At 52.9% G+C, this 17,529-nt stretch carries 12 protein-coding genes and 4 tRNA genes; 15 read left to right on the top strand and 1 reads right to left on the bottom strand.

Features of this window, described 5'->3' with window-relative positions; translation table 11 throughout:
• The first annotated feature begins 28 nt into the window (after window positions 1-28).
• Complete coding sequence (gene murB / locus HF650_RS23085; RefSeq protein ID WP_187800515.1) at window positions 29-1,057, top strand: UDP-N-acetylmuramate dehydrogenase; 1,029 nt, start codon at window positions 29-31, stop codon at window positions 1,055-1,057.
• On the top strand, window positions 1,054-2,016 hold the full coding sequence (gene birA, locus HF650_RS23080) for a bifunctional biotin--[acetyl-CoA-carboxylase] ligase/biotin operon repressor BirA (protein ID WP_187800514.1): 963 nt from the start codon (window positions 1,054-1,056) through the stop codon (window positions 2,014-2,016). The genes murB and birA overlap by 4 nt, the downstream gene beginning before the upstream one ends.
• Window positions 2,017-2,047: 31 nt before the next feature.
• Here birA and coaA read toward each other — a convergent pair whose 3' ends face one another.
• Window positions 2,048-2,998: a type I pantothenate kinase gene (gene coaA, locus HF650_RS23075; protein ID WP_034812588.1), complete on the bottom strand. Its 951-nt coding sequence runs from the start codon at window positions 2,996-2,998 to the stop codon at window positions 2,048-2,050.
• A gap of 411 nt (window positions 2,999-3,409) precedes the next feature.
• Between coaA and HF650_RS23070 the strand changes: the two genes are divergently transcribed.
• The 13 genes from HF650_RS23070 (at window position 3,410) to rpoC (ending at window position 17,462) form a co-directional block, all read left to right on the top strand.
• Window positions 3,410-3,485 (top strand) — tRNA-Thr (locus tag HF650_RS23070).
• An 8-nt stretch (window positions 3,486-3,493) separates the two neighbouring features.
• Window positions 3,494-3,578: transfer RNA gene (locus HF650_RS23065), tRNA-Tyr, on the top strand.
• 111 nt (window positions 3,579-3,689) lie between these two features.
• A tRNA-Gly gene (locus HF650_RS23060) sits at window positions 3,690-3,764 on the top strand.
• 5 nt (window positions 3,765-3,769) lie between these two features.
• A tRNA-Thr gene (locus HF650_RS23055) sits at window positions 3,770-3,845 on the top strand.
• A 114-nt stretch (window positions 3,846-3,959) separates the two neighbouring features.
• Window positions 3,960-5,144 (top strand): elongation factor Tu, encoded by a 1,185-nt coding sequence (gene tuf / locus HF650_RS23050; RefSeq protein WP_187800513.1) that lies wholly within the window; start codon window positions 3,960-3,962, stop codon window positions 5,142-5,144.
• Window positions 5,145-5,372: 228 nt separating this feature from the next.
• Entirely contained in the window at window positions 5,373-5,756 is a 384-nt protein-coding gene (gene secE, locus HF650_RS23045; protein ID WP_003033128.1) for a preprotein translocase subunit SecE, read from the top strand.
• 1 nt (window position 5,757) lies between these two features.
• Window positions 5,758-6,303 carry a transcription termination/antitermination protein NusG gene (nusG, locus tag HF650_RS23040; protein WP_006816549.1) on the top strand — a complete coding sequence of 182 codons (546 nt, stop codon included), beginning with the start codon at window positions 5,758-5,760 and terminating at the stop codon, window positions 6,301-6,303.
• Between the two features lie 141 nt (window positions 6,304-6,444).
• Window positions 6,445-6,873 (top strand): 50S ribosomal protein L11, encoded by a 429-nt coding sequence (gene rplK / locus HF650_RS23035; protein WP_023479393.1) that lies wholly within the window; start codon window positions 6,445-6,447, stop codon window positions 6,871-6,873.
• Window positions 6,874-6,876: 3 nt separating this feature from the next.
• Complete coding sequence (gene rplA, locus HF650_RS23030; RefSeq protein ID WP_187800512.1) at window positions 6,877-7,581, top strand: 50S ribosomal protein L1; 705 nt, start codon at window positions 6,877-6,879, stop codon at window positions 7,579-7,581.
• A gap of 298 nt (window positions 7,582-7,879) precedes the next feature.
• Window positions 7,880-8,377 carry a 50S ribosomal protein L10 gene (gene rplJ, locus HF650_RS23025; protein WP_007704673.1) on the top strand — a complete coding sequence of 166 codons (498 nt, stop codon included), beginning with the start codon at window positions 7,880-7,882 and terminating at the stop codon, window positions 8,375-8,377.
• Between the two features lie 66 nt (window positions 8,378-8,443).
• A complete protein-coding gene (gene rplL, locus HF650_RS23020) occupies window positions 8,444-8,812 on the top strand; it encodes a 50S ribosomal protein L7/L12 (RefSeq protein WP_042716076.1) in 369 nt (122 codons plus the stop codon).
• Between the two features lie 321 nt (window positions 8,813-9,133).
• Window positions 9,134-13,162 carry a DNA-directed RNA polymerase subunit beta gene (gene rpoB / locus HF650_RS23015; RefSeq protein WP_187800511.1) on the top strand — a complete coding sequence of 1,343 codons (4,029 nt, stop codon included), beginning with the start codon at window positions 9,134-9,136 and terminating at the stop codon, window positions 13,160-13,162.
• A gap of 76 nt (window positions 13,163-13,238) precedes the next feature.
• A complete protein-coding gene (gene rpoC / locus HF650_RS23010; RefSeq protein WP_187800510.1) occupies window positions 13,239-17,462 on the top strand; it encodes a DNA-directed RNA polymerase subunit beta' in 4,224 nt (1,407 codons plus the stop codon).
• The last annotated feature ends 67 nt before the right edge of the window (window positions 17,463-17,529 follow it).

Genomic DNA, 17,529 nt, shown 5'->3' with positions numbered 1-17,529 from the left:
GCCCTGTTTTTGCATCAGGATAGCGTGAATGAATCTCTCTCTTAAGCCGTGGAACACTTTTGGTATCGAGCATAGTGCCCGTCGCATCGTATGCGCTGAGAATACCCAACAACTGCTGGATGCCTGGCAGAGTGCATTAGAGCATCAGCAACCGGTGCTGATCCTTGGAGAGGGCAGTAATGTGCTTTTCCTGGAGGATTTTGCCGGAACCGTCATCATCAACCGCATCAAAGGCATCAAGATTAGCGAAGAGGCTGATGCATGGCTGCTACACGTTGGCGCCGGTGAGAACTGGCATCAACTTGTGCAGTTCACACTTGAGCGCGGGATGCCAGGCCTCGAAAATCTCGCGTTGATCCCTGGCTGTACAGGATCCTCACCTATCCAGAATATCGGCGCATACGGCGTTGAGCTGAAGCGTGTCTGCGATTATGTTGATTGCGTTGAGCTAAACAGTGGTAAACAACAGCGGTTAACGGCAAAAGAGTGCCGCTTTGGCTATCGTGACAGCATATTCAAGCATGAGTGCCAGGATCGCGTTGCGATCACTGCTGTAGGGTTGCGTCTGGCTAAAGCGTGGCAACCGGTGCTCACGTATGGGGACTTAATCCGTCTTGATCCTGCGACAGTAACGCCTCAGCAGGTCTTCGATGCCGTGTGTCATATGCGTACCAGCAAACTACCGGACCCCAAAATTTATGGTAATGCGGGTAGCTTCTTCAAAAACCCGGTGATCACAGCTGAACAGGCGGTTGCTCTGCTGGCTACTCATCCCCATGCCCCGCACTATCCGCAGGCCGATGGCTCAGTGAAACTGGCCGCCGGTTGGCTTATCGACCAATGCCAGTTGAAAGGCACATCAACAGGTGGCGCTGCCGTTCATTATCTACAGGCTCTGGTGCTCATTAATACTGGTCACGCGACAAGTGATGATGTGGTTCAGCTTGCCCATATAGTGCGCCAGCGCGTCGGTGAAAAATTTAATGTCTGGCTAGAGCCAGAGGTGCGCTTTATTGGTCATGCCGGTGAGGTGAATGCCGTGGAGATTATTGCGTGAAAGATAATACTATCCCCTTGACGCTGATCTCGATTCTGGCTGATGGCGAGTTTCACTCCGGTGAACAACTTGGCGAAAGTCTTGGTATGAGTCGGGCTGCAATCAATAAACATATACAGACGCTCCGGGACTGGGGTGTGGATGTGTTTACCGTACCGGGAAAAGGATACAGTCTGCCTGAACCTATTCAGTTATTGGATGAAAACTTCATCCGTCGCGAAGTTGAGCAAGGGAGCGTGGCGGTATTGCCTGTCATTGACTCCACTAACCAATATTTGCTGGATCGACTTGGCAGTTTGCAGTCCGGCGATGCCTGTGTCGCCGAGTATCAGCAGGCAGGACGTGGACGCCGTGGACGGAAATGGGTCTCGCCATTTGGTGCTAATCTCTATATCTCCATGTACTGGCGTCTCGAACAAGGCCCCGCAGCTGCTATTGGCTTAAGCCTCGTTATCGGCATCGTCATGACAGAAGTATTACGCGACTTGGGTGCTGATCAGGTGCGGGTTAAATGGCCTAACGACCTCTATCTCCAGGATCGTAAACTTGCAGGTATTCTTGTCGAATTAACGGGAAAAACAGGCGATGCGGCGCAGATCGTGATTGGTGCCGGTGTAAATTTAGCCATGCGAAATGCTCAGGCAGGGGATATTAATCAGGGATGGATCAATCTGCAGGAAGCGGGTGTGCGTATAGACCGCAATGTTCTTGCAGCCCGGCTTATTACAGAGTTGCGCAGCGCATTGTACTGCTTTGAACAAGAAGGACTCGCGCCTTTTCTCCCCCGCTGGGAAGTGCTGGATAATTTTATTAACCGGCCGGTTAAATTAATCATTGGCGAAAAAGAGATCTTTGGTATCTCTCGCGGCATTGATGCGCAGGGTGCTTTATTGCTTGAGCAGGATGGCGTGGTTAAACCCTGGGTTGGTGGGGAAATATCACTACGCAGCGCGGAATAATAGTAAGGGAGCAGAGATGCTCCCTTTTGTATTACTTACGCAGGCGCACTTCCTCAACAGCATGATTAGCGCTTTTGGTCATAATCAGGCTTGCCCGCTCGCGGGTTGGCAGGATATTTTCCTTAAGATTTAACCCGTTAATTTCTTTCCACAGCGATTGCGCAATCTCGACGGCTTCCTCTTTCGACAATTTCGCATAGTTATGGAAATAAGAGTCCGGATTGGTAAACGCCCCTTCGCGGAATTTCAGGAAGCGATTGATATACCAGTTCTGCAGCAACTCTTCAGGCGCATCGACATATATTGAAAAGTCGACAAAGTCGGAGACAAATACATGATGCGGGTCATGAGGATAATCCATACCGCTTTGCAGAACATTCAACCCTTCAAGAATCAGAATATCGGGCTGAGCAACCGTTTTATCGCCATCTGGAATGACATCATAGATCAGGTGCGAATAGACCGGCGCGGTGACATTGGTTACCCCGGATTTGATATCTGAAACGAATTTAACAAGGCGATGCATATCATAGGATTGCGGAAAGCCTTTCTTCTTCATCAAACCACGATCTTTCAACACTTGATTGGGATGCAAAAAACCATCGGTAGTAATGAGCTCAACGCGACGGTGCTCAGGCCAGCGGCTCAACAAGGCTTGCAGCACGCGTGCCGTAGTGCTTTTGCCTACCGCCACGCTTCCGGCAATGCTGATGATATAAGGAATACGCTGCCCATTAGTGCCAAGGAATTGCTCAAGCACAGCCTGGCGGCGCAGGTTAGAGCTGATATAGAAATTGAGTAAACGGGAAAGAGGAAGATAAATTTCCGCCACTTCTTCTAGAGAAAGGTCTTCATTAATGCCTTTTAATCTCGCAATTTCGCCTTCGGTCAGCGTCATAGGAACCGAAGCACGAAGGGCAGCCCACTGGCTGCGATTAAACTGTAGGTAGGGCGTCATTAACGTTTGCTCTTTTTTACTCATACGCTTTTATCGGCCTGCCATGGCTCTCTGCGGTGCGCCTGGCGGCGCGCAACGAGAGCGTCTCTTTAGATAATGCTATGGCTCGGCGTTATTAAATAAGTGGGAACAATGGGCAGGAGGTTAACACCAGATGACAGTGAATAATATGAAAAATCACACACTGGAGAGGGTTTCCCACCCAACGCTAATACCTATTTAGGAGATTGCTCAGCCAAACAAGAAAGCGAAAGGGGGGCAACTGACCTTTTGACGCACTAAGTCCGCAAGCAGATATGGTGGTTTTTTCCACGGTGTTGCATGAAATTACAGCATTTATTCGCGTTGTCGTGCAAAATGTGAGCGATAGAGCATTTTGTGCAATTTTTTTGTTGCATCCCTCCGCAGGTCTCCCTAGAATGCGCGCTACTTGATGCCGACTTAGCTCAGTAGGTAGAGCAACTGACTTGTAATCAGTAGGTCACCAGTTCGATTCCGGTAGTCGGCACCATCAAGTCCGGTGGGGTTCCCGAGCGGCCAAAGGGAGCAGACTGTAAATCTGCCGTCACAGACTTCGAAGGTTCGAATCCTTCCCCCACCACCATTTTCGGTTACGTTAAAACGTAACCTGAGTTGGTGTCAGTAGTGAATCAGCTCTCAGGGAGAGAATCTTCTCCCGGCAATACAGAAGCACTGGGTAGCCGAGTTTCAGGATGCGGGCATCGTATAATGGCTATTACCTCAGCCTTCCAAGCTGATGATGCGGGTTCGATTCCCGCTGCCCGCTCCAGACGTGCTGATATGGCTCAGTTGGTAGAGCGCACCCTTGGTAAGGGTGAGGTCCCCAGTTCGACTCTGGGTATCAGCACCACTTCACTTCTCCTTCCTGGTTTCTCTTCTGTTATTTAGCATTCAACGAGTCGGGCATGTTGCCTGGTTGATGTGGTGATATCACCGATTTATCCGTGTCTTAGAGGGACAATCGATGTCTAAAGAAAAGTTTGAACGTACAAAACCGCACGTTAACGTCGGTACTATCGGCCACGTTGACCATGGTAAAACAACGCTGACTGCTGCAATCACTACCGTACTGGCTAAGACCTACGGCGGTGCTGCTCGCGCATTCGACCAGATCGATAACGCGCCGGAAGAAAAAGCTCGTGGTATCACCATCAACACCTCTCACGTTGAATATGACACCCCGACTCGCCACTACGCGCACGTAGACTGCCCGGGCCACGCCGACTATGTTAAAAACATGATCACCGGTGCTGCGCAGATGGACGGCGCGATCCTGGTTGTTGCTGCGACTGACGGCCCGATGCCGCAGACCCGTGAGCACATCCTGCTGGGTCGTCAGGTAGGCGTTCCGTTCATCATCGTGTTCCTGAACAAATGTGACATGGTTGATGACGAAGAGCTGCTGGAACTGGTTGAGATGGAAGTGCGTGAGCTGCTGTCTCAGTACGACTTCCCGGGCGACGACACTCCGATCGTTCGTGGTTCTGCACTGAAAGCGCTGGAAGGCGAAGCTCAGTGGGAAGAGAAAATCATCGAGCTGGCTGGCTACCTGGATTCCTACATCCCGGAACCAGAGCGCGCGATTGACAAGCCGTTCCTGCTGCCGATCGAAGACGTATTCTCCATCTCCGGTCGTGGTACCGTTGTTACCGGTCGTGTAGAGCGCGGTATCATCAAAGTTGGTGAAGAAGTTGAAATCGTTGGTATCAAAGACACCGCGAAATCTACCTGTACCGGCGTTGAAATGTTCCGCAAACTGCTGGACGAAGGCCGTGCTGGTGAGAACGTTGGTGTTCTGCTGCGTGGTATCAAACGTGAAGAAATCGAACGTGGTCAGGTACTGGCTAAGCCGGGTTCCATCAAGCCGCACACCAAATTCGAATCTGAAGTGTACATCCTGTCCAAAGACGAAGGCGGCCGTCACACTCCGTTCTTCAAAGGCTACCGTCCGCAGTTCTACTTCCGTACAACTGACGTGACTGGCACCATCGAACTGCCGGAAGGCGTTGAGATGGTAATGCCGGGCGACAACATCAAAATGGTTGTTACCCTGATTCACCCGATTGCGATGGACGATGGTCTGCGTTTCGCAATCCGTGAAGGCGGCCGTACCGTTGGCGCGGGCGTTGTAGCAAAAGTTCTCAGCTAATCGCTGATAACATTTGACGCAATGCGCAAGAAAAGGGCATCATTTGATGCCCTTTTTGTACGCTTTCGAACCAGAACCTGGCTCATCAGTGATTTTTTTGTCCATAATCATTGCTGAGACAGGCTCTGAAGAGGGCGTGAGTCCGAAACTCGCCAGAGCATTTCGGTTTGGTTGCCTCGCTTATGCGGGGCAAAAATGTTTGTCTGAATTCTTGTGACAGGTTGGTTTATGAGTGCGAATACCGAAGCTCAAGGGAGCGGGCGCGGCCTGGAAGCGATGAAGTGGGTTGTTGTTGCAGTACTGCTGCTCGTGGCTATCGTTGGCAACTATCTTTATCGTGACATGATGCTGCCGCTCCGCGCGCTGGCAGTTGTAATTCTGATTGCTGCAGCAGGTGGTGTCGCGCTGTTGACGACGAAGGGAAAAGCGACCGTTGCTTTTGCCCGTGAAGCGAGAACCGAAGTACGTAAAGTGATTTGGCCCACTCGTCAGGAAACATTGCACACCACGTTGATTGTGGCTGCGGTCACCGCAGTTATGTCACTGATCCTGTGGGGGCTGGATGGTATTCTGGTCCGCCTGGTTTCCTTTATCACTGGCCTGAGGTTCTGAGATGTCTGAAGCTCCTAAAAAGCGCTGGTACGTCGTTCAGGCGTTTTCCGGTTTTGAAGGCCGCGTAGCAACTTCGCTGCGCGAGCATATCAAATTACACAACATGGAAGAGTTGTTTGGCGAAGTTATGGTGCCGACCGAAGAAGTGGTCGAAATCCGTGGCGGCCAGCGTCGCAAAAGCGAACGCAAATTCTTCCCGGGCTACGTACTTGTCCAAATGGTGATGAATGACGCCAGCTGGCACCTGGTGCGCAGCGTTCCGCGCGTAATGGGCTTCATCGGTGGTACATCCGATCGTCCGGCACCGATTAGCGACAAAGAAGTGGATGCGATCATGAACCGCCTGCAGCAGGTTGGTGATAAGCCGCGTCCGAAAACGCTGTTCGAGCCGGGTGAAATGGTCCGCGTTAGCGATGGCCCGTTTGCCGACTTTAACGGCGTCGTTGAAGAGGTGGACTACGAGAAGTCCCGCCTGAAAGTTTCCGTCTCTATCTTCGGTCGTGCGACCCCGGTAGAGCTGGACTTTAGCCAGGTCGAAAAAGCCTAAATATTCGGCGATCAAACGTTGCACAGGGCGCGAAATTGACATACAATTTCGCGCCTTTTGTTTTTACGGGTTCTGAACCGGTAAAACAGTTTTAACCACGGGGAGCCTTTCGGGGCGCTATACCCAAACGAGGAAATTTCAATGGCTAAGAAAGTCCAGGCCTACGTCAAGCTGCAGGTTGCAGCTGGCATGGCAAACCCGAGCCCACCGGTTGGTCCGGCTCTGGGTCAGCAGGGTGTTAACATCATGGAATTCTGCAAAGCGTTCAACGCCAAAACAGAATCCATGGAAAAAGGTCTGCCGATTCCGGTTGTTATTACCGTTTACGCTGACCGTTCCTTCACTTTCGTTACCAAAACGCCTCCGGCAGCAGTTCTGCTGAAGAAAGCGGCTGGTATCAAGTCTGGTTCCGGCAAGCCGAACAAAGACAAAGTGGGCACCATCTCCCGCGCTCAGCTGCAGGAAATCGCTCAGACTAAAGCCGCGGATATGACCGGTGCTGACATTGAAGCGATGACTCGCTCAATCGAAGGTACTGCGCGTTCCATGGGCCTGGTAGTGGAGGATTAAGAAATGGCTAAACTGACCAAGCGTATGCGCGTGATCCGTGACAAAGTTGATGCGACCAAACAGTACGACATCAACGAAGCCATTGCTCTGCTGAAAGAGCTGGCCACTGCTAAATTCGTAGAAAGCGTAGACGTTGCCGTTAACCTCGGCATCGACGCGCGTAAATCTGACCAGAACGTACGTGGTGCAACTGTACTGCCGCACGGTACTGGCCGTTCTGTTCGCGTAGCCGTATTTACCCAGGGCCCGAACGCTGAAGCTGCTAAAGCAGCTGGCGCTGAGCTGGTAGGTATGGAAGATCTGGCTGACCAGATCAAGAAAGGCGAAATGAACTTTGACGTTGTTATTGCTTCCCCGGATGCAATGCGCGTTGTTGGCCAGCTGGGCCAGGTTCTGGGTCCGCGTGGCCTGATGCCGAACCCGAAAGTTGGTACTGTAACCCCGAACGTTGCTGAAGCGGTTAAGAACGCTAAAGCGGGTCAGGTTCGTTACCGTAACGACAAAAACGGCATCATCCACACCACCATCGGTAAAGTGGACTTTGACGCTGACAAACTGAAAGAAAACCTGGAATCTCTGCTGGTTGCGCTGAAAAAAGCAAAACCGTCTCAGGCGAAAGGCGTGTACATCAAGAAAGTTAGCATCTCCACCACCATGGGTGCTGGTGTTGCGGTAGACCAGGCTGGTCTGAACGCAGCGGCGAACTAATATTCGCCTTTACGTGGGTGGCGGATTTGTCTACAATCTTCCCCCACGTTTTGCTGGCGTAAGCTAGCAAACAAACAGATTTGTTCGTTGGAGCCTGGCCTATCCAGGCCTCCGTCGAAGACCGCAGGTGTTTCGCAAGAGACTTAATTCCCTGCGTAGACGGTGACAGAACCTGAAGAATATTTTTTAAGTACTCTTTGGCTTGTTTCTGCTCACCGTATTAAGACGCTCTTTTCGTTGAAAAGAGTGAAGTGAGTTCCAGGGCATGAGCCCTGGCAAACATCCAGGAGCAAAGCTAATGGCTTTAAATCTTCAAGACAAACAAGCGATTGTTGCTGAAGTCAGCGAAGTAGCCAAAGGCGCGCTGTCTGCGGTTGTTGCGGATTCCCGTGGCGTTACCGTAGATAAAATGACCGAACTGCGTAAAGCAGGTCGCGAAGCCGGCGTTTACATGCGTGTTGTTCGTAACACCCTGCTGCGCCGTGTTGTTGAAGGTACTCAGTTCGAGTGCCTGAAAGACGCGTTCGTTGGTCCGACCCTGATTGCATATTCTATGGAACACCCGGGCGCTGCTGCTCGTCTGTTCAAAGATTTCGCGAAAGCGAATGCAAAATTTGAGGTCAAAGCCGCTGCCTTTGAAGGTGAGTTGATCCCGGCGTCCCAGATCGATCGCCTGGCAACCCTGCCGACCTACGAAGAAGCAATTGCACGCCTGATGGCAACCATGAAAGAAGCCTCTGCTGGCAAACTGGTTCGTACTCTGGCTGCTGTACGCGATGCGAAAGAAGCTGCTTAATCGCAGTTTTCTCTATAACGCATTCGCTTACGTATAAACTTATTCTGATATTCAGGAACAATTTAAATGTCTATCACTAAAGATCAAATCATTGAAGCAGTTGCCGCTATGTCCGTAATGGACGTTGTAGAACTGATCTCTGCAATGGAAGAAAAATTCGGTGTTTCTGCTGCTGCCGCTGTAGCTGTTGCTGCTGGCCCGGCTGCTGAAGCTGCTGAAGAAAAAACTGAATTCGACGTTATTCTGAAAGCTGTTGGCGCTAACAAAGTTGCTGTTATCAAAGCAGTACGTGGCGCAACTGGCCTGGGTCTGAAAGAAGCTAAAGACCTGGTAGAATCTGCTCCGGCCGCTCTGAAAGAAGGCGTGAGCAAAGATGACGCTGAAGCTCTGAAAAAATCTCTGGAAGAAGCTGGCGCTGAAGTTGAAGTTAAATAAGCCAACCCTTCCGGTTGCAGCCTGAGAAATCAGGCTGATGGCTGGTGACTTTTTGGTCACCAGCCTTTTTGCGCTGTAGAAGGCGCTGGTAGTGTTTCACACTGTTTGACTACCTGTTGCCTTTTCAATGCTTGTTTCTATCGACGACTTAATATACTGCGACAGTCGCTCGGCGCTGTGTAAATCGCAATGAAATGATTTAAGCGTGATAGCAACAAGCATTGCGGAAAGTGCTCCACTTTCCGGTCAAAAAAATAGTGTTGCACAAACTGTCCTTTCCCTGGGCAGATGGGTCGACTTGTCAGCGAGCTGAGGAACCCTATGGTTTACTCCTATACCGAGAAAAAACGTATTCGTAAGGATTTTGGTAAACGTCCACAAGTACTGGATGTTCCCTATCTCCTTTCTATCCAGCTTGACTCGTTCCAGAAGTTCATCGAGCAAGATCCTGAAGGCCAGTACGGGCTCGAAGCGGCATTCCGCTCCGTGTTCCCGATCAAGAGCTACAGCGGCAATTCGGAACTGCAATACGTCAGCTACCGTCTTGGCGAACCCGTATTTGACGTTAAAGAGTGTCAAATCCGTGGTGTGACGTACTCCGCCCCGCTGCGCGTAAAACTGCGTCTGGTGATCTACGAGCGCGAAGCGCCGGAAGGCACCGTAAAAGACATTAAAGAACAAGAAGTCTACATGGGCGAAATCCCGCTCATGACCGACAACGGTACCTTTGTTATCAACGGTACTGAGCGTGTTATCGTTTCTCAGCTTCACCGTAGCCCGGGCGTCTTCTTTGACAGCGACAAGGGTAAAACCCACTCTTCCGGTAAAGTGCTCTATAACGCACGTATCATTCCTTACCGTGGGTCATGGCTGGACTTTGAGTTCGATCCGAAAGACAACCTGTTCGTTCGTATCGACCGCCGTCGTAAGCTGCCGGCAACCATCATTCTGCGCGCGCTGAACTACACCACTGAACAGATCCTTGACCTGTTCTTTGAAAAAGTGGTCTTCGAGATCCGCGACAACAAGCTGCAGATGGAACTGGTACCGGAACGCCTGCGTGGCGAAACCGCCTCCTTCGATATCGAAGCCAACGGCAAAATGTATGTTGAGAAAGGCCGCCGCATCACCGCGCGCCACATTCGTCAGCTGGAAAAAGACGAAATCCAACATATCGAAGTGCCGGTTGAGTACATCGCCGGTAAAGTTGCGGCGAAAGACTACGTTGACGAATCCACTGGCGAGCTGATCTGCCCGGCTAACATGGAGCTGTCGCTCGATCTGCTGGCGAAACTGAGCCAGGCTGGTCACAAACGTATTGAAACGCTGTTCACCAACGATCTGGATCACGGCCCGTACATCTCTGAGACCGTACGCGTCGACCCGACTAACGATCGTCTGAGCGCGCTGGTAGAAATCTACCGCATGATGCGCCCGGGTGAGCCGCCGACTCGCGAAGCGGCTGAAAGCCTCTTCGAAAACCTGTTCTTCTCCGAAGACCGCTACGACCTTTCTGCGGTAGGCCGCATGAAGTTCAACCGTTCTCTGCTGCGCGACAGCATTGAAGGTTCCGGTATCCTGAGCAACGAAGACATCATCGAAGTGATGAAAAAGCTCATCGGTATCCGTAACGGCATCGGTGAAGTGGATGATATTGACCACCTCGGCAACCGTCGTATCCGTTCCGTAGGCGAAATGGCGGAAAACCAATTCCGCGTTGGCCTGGTACGTGTAGAGCGTGCGGTGAAAGAGCGTCTCTCTCTGGGCGATCTGGACACCCTGATGCCGCAGGACATGATCAACGCCAAGCCAATTTCGGCGGCGGTGAAAGAGTTCTTTGGCTCCAGCCAGCTCTCCCAGTTTATGGATCAGAACAACCCGCTGTCTGAGATTACGCACAAACGTCGTATCTCTGCACTTGGCCCGGGCGGTCTGACTCGTGAGCGCGCAGGCTTTGAAGTTCGAGACGTACACCCGACTCACTACGGTCGCGTATGTCCAATCGAAACGCCTGAAGGTCCGAACATCGGTCTGATCAACTCCCTGTCCGTCTATGCACAGACTAACGAGTACGGCTTCCTCGAAACGCCGTATCGTAAAGTGACTGACGGCGTGGTGACTGACGAGATCCATTACCTCTCTGCAATTGAAGAGGGTAACTACGTTATCGCTCAGGCGAACACCAACCTGACGGAAGAAGGGCGTTTTGCAGAAGATCTGGTAACCTGCCGCAGCAAAGGCGAATCAAGCCTCTTCAGCGCAGACCAGGTTGACTACATGGACGTATCCACCCAGCAGGTGGTCTCCGTCGGTGCATCCCTGATCCCGTTCCTGGAACACGATGACGCCAACCGTGCATTGATGGGTGCGAACATGCAACGTCAGGCGGTTCCGACTCTGCGCGCTGATAAGCCGCTGGTTGGTACCGGTATGGAACGTGCTGTTGCCGTTGACTCCGGCGTAACCGCTGTTGCGAAACGTGGCGGTACCGTTCAGTACGTGGATGCTTCCCGTATCGTTATCAAAGTTAACGAAGACGAGATGTACCCGGGCGAAGCAGGTATCGACATCTATAACCTGACCAAATACACCCGTTCTAACCAGAACACCTGCATCAACCAGATGCCGTGTGTCTACCTGGGTGAGCCGATTGAGCGCGGCGACGTGCTGGCAGACGGTCCGTCCACCGACCTCGGTGAACTGGCGCTCGGTCAGAACATGCGCGTAGCGTTCATGCCGTGGAACGGTTACAACTTCGAAGACTCCATCCTCGTCTCCGAGCGTGTGGTTCAGGAAGATCGTTTCACCACTATTCACATCCAGGAACTGGCTTGCGTGTCCCGTGACACCAAACTGGGGCCGGAAGAGATCACCGCTGATATCCCGAACGTGGGTGAAGCTGCGCTCTCCAAACTGGATGAATCCGGTATCGTTTACATCGGTGCAGAAGTGACCGGCGGCGACATTCTGGTTGGTAAGGTAACGCCGAAAGGTGAAACCCAGCTGACGCCAGAAGAGAAACTGCTGCGTGCGATCTTCGGTGAGAAAGCGTCTGACGTTAAAGACTCTTCTCTGCGCGTACCAAACGGTGTTTCCGGTACGGTTATCGACGTTCAGGTCTTCACCCGCGATGGCGTGGAAAAAGACAAACGTGCGCTGGAAATCGAAGAGATGCAGCTCAAACAGGCGAAGAAAGACCTGTCTGAAGAACTGCAGATCCTCGAAGCTGGCCTGTTCAGCCGTATCCACTCCGTGCTGGTATCCGGTGGCGTTGAAGCTGATAAGCTCGACAAACTGCCGCGCGACCGCTGGCTGGAACTCGGCCTGACCGACGAAGCGAAACAGAATCAGCTGGAACAGCTGGCTGAGCAGTACGACGAACTGAAACACGAGTTCGAGAAAAAACTCGAAGCGAAACGCCGTAAGATCACTCAGGGCGACGATCTGGCACCGGGCGTGCTGAAGATTGTTAAGGTTTATCTGGCCGTTAAACGTCAGATCCAGCCTGGTGATAAGATGGCAGGTCGTCACGGTAACAAGGGTGTTATCTCCAAGATCAACCCGATCGAAGATATGCCATACGATGAAAACGGTACGCCGGTAGACATCGTACTGAACCCGCTGGGCGTACCGTCTCGTATGAACATCGGTCAGATCCTTGAAACCCACCTGGGTATGGCTGCGAAAGGTATTGGCGACAAGATTAACGCCATGCTGAAACAGCAGCAGGAAGTCGCGAAACTGCGCGAGTTCATCCAGCGTGCATACGATCTGGGCGCTGACGTTCGTCAGAAAGTCGACCTGAGCACCTTCAGCGATGATGAAGTGCTGCGTCTGGCTGAAAACCTGCGTAAAGGCATGCCGATCGCAACGCCGGTCTTCGACGGTGCGAAAGAGTCTGAAATCAAGGAACTGTTACAGCTGGGTGGCCTGCCGACTTCCGGTCAGATCACACTGTTCGACGGTCGTACCGGTGAGCAGTTCGAGCGCCAGGTTACCGTTGGCTACATGTACATGCTGAAACTGAACCACCTGGTTGATGACAAAATGCATGCGCGTTCCACCGGTTCCTACAGCCTGGTTACTCAGCAGCCGCTGGGTGGTAAGGCGCAGTTCGGTGGTCAGCGCTTCGGGGAGATGGAAGTATGGGCGCTGGAAGCCTACGGCGCGGCATACACCCTGCAGGAAATGCTCACCGTTAAGTCTGATGACGTGAATGGTCGTACCAAGATGTATAAGAACATCGTGGACGGCAACCATCAGATGGAACCGGGGATGCCAGAGTCCTTCAACGTACTGTTGAAAGAGATTCGTTCGCTGGGTATCAACATCGAGCTGGAAGACGAGTAACTCTCGCTCAAACAGGTCACTGGTGCCGGGGTAATACCCGGCACCAGATTGTGCTAACTCCGACGGGAGCAAATCCGTGAAAGACTTATTAAAGTTTCTGAAAGCGCAAACTAAAACCGAAGAGTTTGATGCGATCAAAATTGCTCTGGCTTCGCCAGACATGATCCGTTCATGGTCTTTTGGTGAAGTTAAAAAGCCAGAAACCATCAACTACCGTACGTTCAAACCTGAGCGTGACGGCCTTTTCTGTGCGCGTATTTTCGGGCCAGTAAAAGATTACGAGTGCCTGTGCGGTAAGTACAAGCGCCTGAAACACCGTGGTGTGATCTGTGAGAAGTGCGGCGTTGAAGTGACCCAGACCAAAGTGCGTCGTGAGCGCATGGGCCACATCGAACTGGCTTCCCCGACCGCGCACATCTGGTTCCTGAAATCGCTGCCGTCCCGTATCGGTCTGCTGCTGGATATGCCGCTGCGTGATATCGAACGCGTCCTCTACTTCGAATCCTATGTGGTTATCGAAGGTGGGATGACCAACCTGGAACGTAACCAGATCCTGACTGAAGAGCAGTATCTGGACGCGCTGGAAGAGTTCGGTGATGAATTTGACGCGAAGATGGGCGCCGAAGCGATCCAGGCCCTGCTGAAAAGCATGGATCTGGAGCAAGAGTGCGAACAGCTGCGTGAAGAGCTGAACGAAACCAACTCCGAAACCAAACGTAAGAAGCTGACCAAGCGTATCAAGCTGCTGGAAGCGTTCGTACAGTCTGGTAACAAGCCGGAGTGGATGATCCTGACCGTTCTGCCAGTGCTGCCGCCGGACCTGCGTCCGCTGGTTCCGCTGGACGGTGGTCGTTTCGCAACGTCGGATCTGAACGATCTCTACCGTCGCGTGATCAACCGTAACAACCGTCTGAAACGTCTGCTGGATCTGGCGGCGCCGGACATCATCGTACGCAACGAAAAACGTATGCTGCAGGAAGCGGTCGACGCCCTGCTGGATAACGGCCGTCGCGGTCGTGCGATCACCGGTTCCAACAAGCGTCCGCTGAAATCTTTGGCCGATATGATCAAAGGTAAGCAGGGTCGTTTCCGTCAGAACCTGCTCGGTAAGCGTGTTGACTACTCCGGTCGTTCTGTAATCACCGTAGGTCCATACCTGCGTCTGCACCAGTGCGGTCTGCCGAAGAAAATGGCGCTGGAGCTGTTCAAACCGTTCATTTACGGCAAGCTGGAACTGCGTGGCCTCGCCACCACCATCAAAGCCGCGAAGAAAATGGTTGAGCGCGAAGAAGCTGTCGTTTGGGATATCCTGGACGAAGTTATCCGCGAACACCCGGTACTGCTGAACCGTGCACCAACACTGCACCGTCTGGGTATCCAGGCGTTTGAACCGGTACTGATCGAAGGTAAAGCGATCCAGCTGCACCCGCTGGTTTGTGCGGCATATAACGCCGACTTCGATGGTGACCAGATGGCTGTTCACGTACCGCTGACGCTGGAAGCCCAGCTGGAAGCGCGTGCGCTGATGATGTCTACCAACAACATCCTGTCTCCGGCGAACGGCGAACCCATCATCGTTCCGTCTCAGGACGTTGTACTGGGTCTCTACTACATGACCCGTGACTGTGTTAACGCCAAAGGCGAAGGCATGGTGCTGACTGGCCCGAAAGAAGCTGAGCGTATTTATCGCGCCGGCCTGGCCTCTCTGCATGCGCGCGTTAAAGTGCGTATCACCGAATATGAAAAAGATGCTAACGGCGAGTTCGTTGCGACCACCAGCCTGAAAGACACGACCGTTGGCCGTGCCATTCTGTGGATGATCGTACCGAAAGGTCTGCCTTTCTCCATCGTCAACCAGGCGCTGGGCAAGAAAGCGATCTCCAAAATGCTGAACACCTGTTACCGCATTCTGGGGCTGAAGCCGACCGTTATCTTCGCTGACCAGACGATGTACACCGGCTTTGCTTACGCAGCGCGTTCAGGTGCATCCGTTGGTATCGATGACATGGTCATCCCGGAGAAGAAACACGAGATCATCTCCGAAGCGGAAGCTGAAGTTGCTGAGATCCAGGAGCAGTTCCAGTCTGGTCTGGTCACCGCGGGCGAACGCTATAACAAAGTTATCGATATTTGGGCCGCGGCGAACGATCGTGTATCCAAAGCGATGATGGATAACCTGCAGACTGAAACCGTTATTAACCGTGACGGCGTTGAAGAGCAGCAGGTTTCCTTTAACAGCATCTACATGATGGCCGACTCCGGTGCGCGTGGTTCTGCAGCCCAGATTCGTCAGCTTGCTGGTATGCGTGGTCTGATGGCGAAGCCGGATGGCTCAATCATCGAAACGCCGATCACCGCGAACTTCCGTGAAGGTCTGAACGTACTCCAGTACTTCATCTCCACGCACGGTGCGCGTAAAGGTCTGGCGGATACCGCACTGAAAACCGCGAACTCCGGTTACCTGACCCGTCGTCTGGTTGACGTGGCACAGGATCTGGTCGTAACCGAAGACGATTGTGGCACCCTCGAAGGGATCACCATGACGCCGGTTATCGAAGGTGGCGACGTTAAAGAGCCGCTGCGCGATCGCGTTCTGGGTCGTGTGACCGCGGAAGACATTCTGAAGCCGGGCACCGCAGACATTCTGGTTCCGCGCAACACGCTGCTGCACGAACAGTGGTGTGACCTGCTGGAAGCGAACTCTGTCGACTCCGTGAAAGTGCGTTCCGTTGTATCCTGCGACACCGACTTTGGTGTGTGCGCCCACTGCTATGGTCGTGACCTGGCGCGTGGCCACATCATTAACAAAGGTGAAGCAATCGGCGTTATCGCAGCACAGTCCATCGGTGAGCCGGGTACACAGCTGACGATGCGTACGTTCCACATCGGTGGTGCGGCATCGCGTGCGGCTGCTGAATCCAGCATCCAGGTGAAAAACAAAGGTAGCATCCGTCTGAGCAATGCGAAGTCGGTTGTTAACTCCAGCGGTAAGCTGGTGGTCACCTCCCGTAACACTGAGCTGAAACTGATCGACGAATTCGGTCGTACCAAAGAGAGCTATAAAGTGCCTTACGGTGCGGTGATGGCGAAGGGTGATGGCGAGCAGGTTGCTGGCGGTGAAACCGTTGCAAACTGGGATCCGCACACCATGCCGGTAATCACCGAAGTGGCTGGTTTCATCCGCTTCACCGACATGATCGATGGTCAGACGATTACCCGTCAGACCGACGAACTGACCGGTCTCTCGTCGCTGGTGGTGCTGGACTCCGCAGAGCGTACCTCTGGCGGTAAAGATCTGCGTCCGGCACTGAAAATCGTTGATGCCAATGGTAACGACGTACTGATCCCAGGCACCGATATGCCTGCCCAGTACTTCCTGCCGGGTAAAGCGATTGTTCAGCTGGAAGATGGCGTACAGATCAGCTCCGGTGACACCCTGGCACGTATTCCGCAGGAATCCGGCGGTACCAAGGATATTACCGGTGGTCTGCCGCGCGTTGCGGACCTGTTCGAAGCACGTCGTCCGAAAGAGCCGGCAATCCTGGCTGAAATCAGCGGTATTATTTCCTTCGGTAAAGAGACCAAAGGTAAACGCCGTCTGGTGATCACGCCGGTTGACGGTAGCGATCCGTACGAAGAGATGATCCCGAAATGGCGTCAGCTCAACGTGTTTGAAGGTGAACGTGTAGAACGTGGTGACGTGGTTTCCGACGGTCCGGAAGCACCGCACGACATTCTGCGTCTTCGTGGCGTACACGCGGTAACGCGTTATATCACCAACGAAGTACAGGACGTTTACCGTCTGCAGGGCGTTAAGATCAACGATAAGCACATCGAAGTTATCGTTCGTCAGATGCTGCGTAAAGCCACCATCGTGAACGCGGGCAGCTCCGAGTTCCTGGAAGGCGAGCAGGTTGAATACTCTCGCGTCAAGATTGCTAACCGCGATCTCGAATCGAACGGCAAAATCAGTGCAACCTATGCACGCGATCTGCTGGGTATCACCAAAGCGTCTCTGGCGACCGAGTCCTTCATCTCCGCGGCATCGTTCCAGGAGACGACTCGTGTGCTTACCGAAGCAGCCGTTGCGGGCAAACGCGACGAACTGCGCGGTCTGAAAGAGAACGTGATCGTGGGTCGTCTAATCCCGGCCGGTACCGGTTATGCGTACCACCAGGATCGTATGCGCCGTCGCGCCGCTGGCGAACTGCCGGCAGCGCCGCAGGTGACTGCGGAAGACGCGTCCGCGAGCCTTGCAGAACTGCTGAATGCAGGTCTGGGTGGTTCCGACAACGAGTAATCGTTTCTCGTCATAAAAACCCGCTTCGGCGGGTTTTTTTATGTCCGAAATCAGCTAAACAGTCCTC

Source organism: Kosakonia sp. SMBL-WEM22 (genome assembly GCF_014490785.1).
Taxonomy (GTDB): domain Bacteria; phylum Pseudomonadota; class Gammaproteobacteria; order Enterobacterales; family Enterobacteriaceae; genus Kosakonia.
The sequence above is the reverse complement of the archived record's forward strand: the minus strand, read 5'-3'. Positions and strand labels throughout refer to the sequence as shown.